Annotated in this window: 6 protein-coding genes; 4 read left to right on the top strand and 2 right to left on the bottom strand. The window is 30.1% G+C overall.

Going from position 1 to position 4,352, the window contains the following annotated elements; all coding sequences use genetic code 11:
- From B8T70_RS23115 to B8T70_RS23100, 4 genes are all read left to right on the top strand, one after another.
- The coding region (locus B8T70_RS23115) for an HlyD family secretion protein (RefSeq protein ID WP_086896391.1) at positions 1-1,071 on the top strand (1,071 nt) is incomplete at its 5' end.
- Between the two features lie 326 nt (positions 1,072-1,397).
- The gene (locus tag B8T70_RS23110; protein ID WP_039113796.1) at positions 1,398-1,577 is read left to right on the top strand and encodes a hypothetical protein; all 180 of its coding nucleotides are present in this window, start codon (positions 1,398-1,400) and stop codon (positions 1,575-1,577) included.
- 518 nt (positions 1,578-2,095) lie between these two features.
- Entirely contained in the window at positions 2,096-2,278 is a 183-nt protein-coding gene (locus B8T70_RS23105) for a hypothetical protein (RefSeq protein WP_035621975.1), read from the top strand.
- A 545-nt stretch (positions 2,279-2,823) separates the two neighbouring features.
- The gene (locus B8T70_RS23100) at positions 2,824-3,015 is read left to right on the top strand and encodes a hypothetical protein (RefSeq protein WP_039116971.1); all 192 of its coding nucleotides are present in this window, start codon (positions 2,824-2,826) and stop codon (positions 3,013-3,015) included.
- A gap of 58 nt (positions 3,016-3,073) precedes the next feature.
- Here the strand turns inward: B8T70_RS23100 and B8T70_RS23095 are convergent, their stop codons facing one another.
- Both B8T70_RS23095 and B8T70_RS23090 read right to left on the bottom strand, forming a co-directional pair.
- The gene (locus B8T70_RS23095; protein WP_086896392.1) at positions 3,074-3,781 is read right to left on the bottom strand and encodes a tRNA1(Val) (adenine(37)-N6)-methyltransferase; all 708 of its coding nucleotides are present in this window, start codon (positions 3,779-3,781) and stop codon (positions 3,074-3,076) included.
- A 144-nt stretch (positions 3,782-3,925) separates the two neighbouring features.
- On the bottom strand, positions 3,926-4,352 hold a 427-nt coding region (locus B8T70_RS23090; protein WP_242667554.1), incomplete at its 5' end, for a four helix bundle protein.

Below are 4,352 nucleotides of genomic sequence, written 5' to 3'. Positions count from 1 at the left end.
AGAATCGAAGCAATTTTAGTAAAAGATAAAGCAAAAGTGTCAAAAAATACACCGCTTGCAATTATCGAAAATTCAGCTAATTATAAAGATGTCTTTGTTCTAAAAAACACAGTAGACAATTTTAATATAAATGACAGAAATAAAGAATTTCCATTTGCTTCCCTAAACAATATGCAGTTTGGAGAGATGGAAAATGCTTATGGAGTATTTCAGAAGGACTATGCAGCATGGAAACTTAATGAAAACCTACAACCTTTTCAGGTAGAAAATAATGCTCAAAAATCAGAACATACCCAGATAAAAGAGCGATTGGCTATTTTGCAGCAGCAAAAAAGCATCAACGAAAGCGAATTACAACTTCAAAAGAACGATGTTAATCGTTTCGAAGCCTTGTATGCAAAAGGAGTTATCTCGACACAAGATTTAGAAAATAAAAAGTTGAGTTATCTTCAGGCAGATAAGAATTATAAAGGATTGCTTTCATCAATATCGCAGTTAAAATCATCCCTTATAGAAAACTCCAGATCTAGTCAAGGCACTAAAATAAGCGGAACGAAAGAAGAAGTGAATTTAGAGCGCAACTTAATGCAATCTTTTTATCAGTTAAAAAAAGGGATTAAAGATTGGGAATTAGCTTACACATTAAGATCCTCAATTCCGGGTATAGTTACTTTTTTGCAAGTATGGACAGAGAGCCAAACAATTACTTCGGGAGAGAATGTTTTTTCGATTATTCCAGATACTGAAAAAGGATATATTGGCAAAGCCAAAGCAAAGGCTCAGAATTCAGGAAAAATTAAACTAGGACAACAAGTTAATATTCGATTGTTTAATTTCCCAGACAGAGAGTTTGGTGTAATTAGAGGCAAGGTCGAAAATATTTCGCTTATTCCAGATAAAGATGGGAATCTATTGCTAGATATATCGCTACCTAAAGGATTGGAAACATCGTATAAAAAGAAAATTCCTTTTCAACAAGAGATGAAAGGTAGTGCAGAAATTGTTACCGAAGATTTACGATTACTCGAAAGAATACTATATCAGTTTAAGAGCCTTTTTAGACAGAATTAAGATTTTATGTCTTACAATCGTTGTGTCTTCTCGCTATATTTTGAATCAGTCAAATCCTAGGTTATAAATTTAACAAAATTGATCTTTAATGTTTATTGTTTTTGATTATCTGTTTGTTTTTTAATAGCCTATGTTTTTATCTTTAATGTTATGCTTAGAAATTACGATGTAGTTTTTAAACTATTTTATCAAAGATGATTTTCTATTAAAAACGAGGTGTTTGCTGGTTTTATAATAGATTCAAAATATTCTTGCGCGAGATTAGACATAAGACTCAAATGTCTTTAAACGATTGGGTTATTAACGAAACTATAAAATTTTAAATTATGTTAAAAAACATTTTAAACTTGGGAGGTGCCAAAAAATTAACCAAAAACGAACAAAAATCAATTAACGGAGGTGGGGCTAAATTTAGTCCAGAAACAGGATGGTGTTTTAGTAATTATAGTTCTTGCGATGATACTTATCCGAAAAGCTATGCCGGTGGTTGGTGTTGTGAAAGATAGTTTTTAAAATATATTAGAGAGGAAGTTCGCTTTCTCTCTGTGTTATTTTACAATTAAGATAATTCTTTTCTACACTTTTTAACATAGCAATCTTTCGTTAGCTCGATATATTCGAGAATAAAAAGGTGTAGTTACTTCCTATAATTTATTCCTCAATAGAGATACCATTAGCTTTTAATTTGAATTAAAAGCCAATGGTATTTACTTCAAATATATTATGTTTCTCCCTCTTATAAAACAGTTAAGTTTTTGGTTATAAATTTAACAAAATAGACGTTCAATGTTTATTGTTTTTTATTATCTGTCTGTATTTTAATTGGTTATATTTTATCTTTAATGTTCTGCTTAAAAATTACTATGTAGTTTTTAAACTATTTCATCAAATGTGATTTTCTATTAAAAAACAAAGGTATCAGCTGGTTTTGTAATAGAATTAAAATATTCTTACGCGAGATTAGACAGAAAGTTCAACTGTCTTTAAACGATTGAGCTATTAACAAAACCATAAAAAACAAATCATGTTAAAGAACATTTTAAATTTAGAGGGTGCGAGAAAACTAACCAAAAGCGAACAAAAATTAATTAGTGCAGGAGAATGGAGATATTCTGAAGCAACGGGTTATTGTGTTTATCCACTTCCTGTTTGTAGCGGTGCGCTTTATTCAAAACAATATCCGGGTAACTGGTGTTGCGAAAAATAATTTTTAAAACATACCAGAGAGAAAGTCCGCTTTCTCTCTGTGTATTTTTATAATTGAGTTACTTCTTTTAGCCGGTTTTAAAGTTTATATTTTTTAGATAGAGATCTTTCATCAACTCGATATATCCGATAACGAGACCTCATAATTACTTCTTTTAATTACTTCTTCAATAACGATTATTCATTTTTAACTAGATTCAAATCGATGATATTTCTTTTAAAAGGACTGTTGAAATTTTCATGCGTTTTTGTTTCTATTGTGTCAGTTTAATCTTAGGTTATAAATGTAACAAAATAGGTTCTCAATGTTTGTTGTTTTTGTGTATATATCTATTGTTTAATTAGTTGAGTTCTTATCTTTAATATTGTGCTTAAAAATTCACATGTAGTTTTTAAGCTATTTTATCATCGACAAATTTCTATTAAAATACTAGTTATATGCTAGATTCTTTAATAGACTTAAAAATATTCTTGCGTGAGATTAGACAGAAAGTTCAAATGTCTTTAAAAGATTGAGCTATTAACGAAACAATAAAAAAACAAATCATGTTAAAAAACATTTTAAACGTAGAAGGTGCTCAAAAATTAACAAAAAGCGAACAAAAACTAATTAACGGTGGAGCAGTAGGAGATTGGACATATTCCGAACAAACAGGTTATTGCGTTTATTCTGTAGAAGCTTGCGGCTTTGGAGTTTATCCAAAAAGATATCCTGGAAACTGGTGTTGCCAAAAATAATATCTTAAAACAAGTTAGAGAGAAAGTTCGCTTTCTCTCTTTGTAAGTTTTTTAAAGCTTACATTTTTAAATAGAAATCCTTGGTCAATTCGATGTATTCGGGAGTATAAACATGTCTTTCAGTTTCGACAATTAATTCATCGATAGAAATGTCTGTGTTTTCAGCGCGATTAAAGGCTAATAAACTGCGTTTAATATCGCTTACAGGTGTTCCTTTTACTCGAGTGATTTTAAAAGGATATAACTCAAATTCTTTGGCTAGAGTAATAAATTTCTCTTCTTCTTTAAATGGAATAATTACTGAGAAGATTCCGTTTTCCGAAAGCAATAAATCAGCCGCTTCAACTAAATCTTCAAAAGGCATTGCGTCTTGAAAACGTGCTAAATCTCTTTGATCGTTATCAGTTTTGTAATCTTCGCTGTAAAAAGGAGGGTTTGATACAATGATATCATATTCGTCTTCTGGTTCTTCCATGAACTCGTCTAATCCTGCATGATAACAAAATAGGCGGTCATTCCAAGGAGCGTTTTCAAAATTATCTACAGCTTGTTCATATGCAGCTTCATCTATCTCTAAAGCGTCGATTTGTTCTGCTGAGGTTCTTTGTGCTAGCATCAAGGCAATAAGTCCAGTTCCGGCTCCAACATCTAAAATACTAAAAGGATTGTTGGTTATAGGAGTCCATGCGCCTAATAAAACACCATCAGTACCAACTTTCATAGCAGTTTTATCTTGTAGAATAGAGAATTGTTTGAATTTAAACATAAAAAAGAAATTCCAATTTTTTAAATTCCAAATTTCAATCTGAAAGGAGGGAATTCTAAAAAAAGAAATTCCAAATTCCAATTGTAAAAAGGAGTAAAACTATACGAGTTTTGAGTTGCAAAAGTAAGATTAAAATCTCAATAATTATTTTGAAGTTTTGGTGATTATTGCAGATAAAATTTTTCGTAATTCTTCTACTTCGAATAATAAAGAATTTGAAAGTGTTCTTTGATCGGGATTTGATTCATGTAATAAGCGTAACCAGAATTTAGATTCTTTAGCTTCTTTTCGAGAGATTTTAAGTCTAAATATTAAATCTTTATCCCCAAGTTTTTCATTTGCTTCAATATAATTTGCTCCTACAGAACCAGAAGATCTAACTAATTGTTTTCCGTCTTCTATGTTTGATGTTGTTTTAGGTAAAGTTCTAATATATGTTCTACATTCATTTGCAAACAAAAAAGTTCGTTCTTCTAAATCGTAAGGTTTGTTAATCATAATACTCCAATTTTTAAATTCTAATAAAGATGGCACAATTATTTTATAAAAATAAGTTTTTTCTTTCAAATTT

It is taken from the genome of Flavobacterium sp. AJR, assembly GCF_002156885.1.
In the GTDB taxonomy this organism is placed as follows: Bacteria; Bacteroidota; Bacteroidia; order Flavobacteriales; family Flavobacteriaceae; genus Flavobacterium.
Note: the sequence above shows the minus strand (reverse complement) of the source record. Positions and strands in the feature narration are given on the sequence as shown.

Coding starts and splice junctions, on each gene's coding strand:
- B8T70_RS23095 (WP_086896392.1), bottom strand. CDS start 3,781: ATGTTTAAATTCAAACAATTCTCTATTCTACAAGATAAAACTGCTATG.
- B8T70_RS23110 (WP_039113796.1), top strand. CDS start 1,398: ATGTTAAAAAACATTTTAAACTTGGGAGGTGCCAAAAAATTAACCAAA.
- B8T70_RS23100 (WP_039116971.1), top strand. CDS start 2,824: ATGTTAAAAAACATTTTAAACGTAGAAGGTGCTCAAAAATTAACAAAA.
- B8T70_RS23105 (WP_035621975.1), top strand. CDS start 2,096: ATGTTAAAGAACATTTTAAATTTAGAGGGTGCGAGAAAACTAACCAAA.